Below are 2,244 nucleotides of genomic sequence, written 5' to 3'. Positions count from 1 at the left end.
GGCAACGACTACCAGCACGAGCCCCAGAACAACAACCAGGTTCAGGACTCCCCAATCAACCTCGGCTTCGTCTTCAAAGCCGGCGATTCGGTCGACCTGAGTGCCGCCTGGGAACGCGGCAATACCGCCATGTTCGGCATCACCCTGCACACCAACTTTGCGACGCGCAAGGCTCCCGTCAAGAGCTTCGACCCGAAGCCCGAAGCCGTGCCGGAATTCAAACCGACAGTCGCTCCCGAAGATGTGCAATGGGCTGGCGTCGCCGAGCGTTTGCGCAACAACGCGGGCTATCGGGTGCAGCGCATCACCCAGCGCGATACAGAACTGGTCGTCTATGGCGAGCAGGACCGCTATTTCTATACGCCCAAGGCGGTAGGCCGGGCCTCGCGCATTCTGGACAACAGCGTCGACGAAAAGATCGACTGGTTCACCGTGGTCGACACGCGCTACAGCCTGCCGATCGAGGAAGTCAGCCTGCCACGGGATACCTTCCGTGAGGTGGTCCAAGAGGACCGTCCGCTGGAAGACCTGCGCCGGGTCACCGAGATGACCGTGCCGCTGCCGCATCAGGAAAAGACCCTGTACGAACGCAAGCTCGATCCGTTCAGCTATGGCGTAGGCCTGGGCTACAAGCAGAACATGGGCGGGCCCGACGGGTTCCTGCTGTACCAGTTCAGTGCAGACCTGACCGCCGAGTACCGATTCCAGCCTGACTTGTGGTGGAGCGGTACCCTGAGCGCAAACCTGGCGAACAACTTCGACAAGTTCAAGTACGACGCGCCCAGCGGCCTGCCTCGTGTGCGAACCGACTTGCGCCGATACATGACGGATTCGGAAGTCACCATGCCCTCCTTCCAGGTGAACAAGGTCAAACAGCTGGACGAAGACCTTTATGGCATGCTCTATGGCGGCTATCTGGAGTCGATGTTCGCCGGCGTCGGCGCTGAAGCGCTGTACCGTCCGATGGGCGAACGCTGGGCCGTGGGTGTGGACACGAACTGGGTCCAGCAGCGCGATTTCAATCAAGGCTTCGGCCTGCGTGACTACAATACGATCACGGGCAATGCCACCCTTTACTACCGCAGCTCATTCGAGGATATCCTCGGCGCCCTAAGTGTCGGGCGCTACCTGGCCAAGGATATTGGGGTCACCCTGGACCTGTCCCGCGAGTTCAACAATGGCGTGCGGTTCGGTGGCTGGGTGACGGTCACCGATGCCACCAAGGAAGAATATGGCGAAGGTAGTTTTGGTAAAGGCATCTACTTCTCGATACCCTTCGACGAAATGATGGTCAAGTCCACGACCGGTCGGGCCAATATGGTCTGGTCACCGCTGACTCGTGACGGCGGTGCCGCACTTTCCCGCAGCTACTCGCTGTACTCCCTGACGGAGCGTCGCAACATCGACCTCTTCCACAACAACTTCTACAAGATTACCGAATGAAGCAGTCGATGATGCGTGTCTTGCCCAAGCTGGCTTTTTTCGTGATCTTGCTGGTGTTGTGCTATGCCGGCTTGCGCAACGAGCCGGTGCCTCAGGCGTTTAATGAACAGGACAAGCTGCATCATTGGGCAGGGTTCTTTTGCGTGACTTTCAGTGCCTATCTGGCTTTCCCCAGAACCCGGCTGTTCTGGTTGCTGTTGTGGCCGCTGCTGGGTTCGATGGTCATCGAGCTTGAACAAAGCTTTCAACCGCTGCGCAGCGCGTCCTGGGGTGACATGGCCGCTAATGCCACGGGGGTTTTGTGCGGTGTGGTGGCTATTCTGGTGTGGCGTGGTCGCCAGAATGCGAAGCTCAAGAAGCGCTCCCCGGTAAGTACATTAGAGAGTTAATCAAGTTCTTGGTTAAGGCTGGCCGCGTTGACAGGCAACGCGGCCAGACTCACCGTACTTCTTTTTTAGCAGTTCAACAAACCTGACGCCCCAGCAATCTTGCTAATCCAACACTCATCGCTGTTGGTTCAGCCATCTCGAATCTCTCAAGCAGCCGCTGGTTGTTCGCTCGTGAATGGCGAATATCCCCCGAACGCGCCGGACTATGACTAACAGGCGGCAGTTCTCCCAGAACTTCAGCCAACGCGCCGAGCATCTGCTTGAGTGTGGTAGCATTATTCATGCCTACGTTAATTGCGCCTACTTCGACCTGCGGCGCTTCTATCGCCTGCGCTAACACACCAACTAAATCTTCCACATAAACGAAATCGCGAGTTTGCTCACCATCGCCAAAAATGGTGATAGGCAGACC

Annotated in this window: 3 protein-coding genes; 2 read left to right on the top strand and 1 reads right to left on the bottom strand. The window is 57.6% G+C overall.

The annotated features are described in order from the left end of the window. Together AC1DRJ_RS25060 and AC1DRJ_RS25055 are read left to right on the top strand one after the other, a co-directional pair. On the top strand, positions 1 to 1,443 hold a 1,443-nt coding region (locus AC1DRJ_RS25060; RefSeq protein ID WP_477804527.1), incomplete at its 5' end, for a YjbH domain-containing protein. Continuing rightward, a complete protein-coding gene (locus AC1DRJ_RS25055; RefSeq protein ID WP_477804526.1) occupies positions 1,440 to 1,832 on the top strand; it encodes a VanZ family protein in 393 nt (130 codons plus the stop codon). The genes AC1DRJ_RS25060 and AC1DRJ_RS25055, both read left to right, overlap by 4 nt. 73 nt (positions 1,833 to 1,905) lie before the next feature. Here the strand turns inward: AC1DRJ_RS25055 and AC1DRJ_RS25050 are convergent. After that, on the bottom strand, positions 1,906 to 2,244 hold a 339-nt coding region (locus tag AC1DRJ_RS25050; protein ID WP_477804525.1), incomplete at its 5' end, for an NAD-dependent epimerase/dehydratase family protein.

It is taken from the genome of Pseudomonas sp. P5_B2 (assembly GCF_056400445.1).
Note: the sequence above shows the minus strand (reverse complement) of the source record. Positions and strands in the feature narration are given on the sequence as shown.

Excerpts from the sequence above, each read along its gene's own strand:
- AC1DRJ_RS25055 (WP_477804526.1), top strand. The coding sequence starts at position 1,440 with ATGAAGCAGTCGATGATGCGTGTCTTGCCCAAGCTGGCTTTTTTCGTG.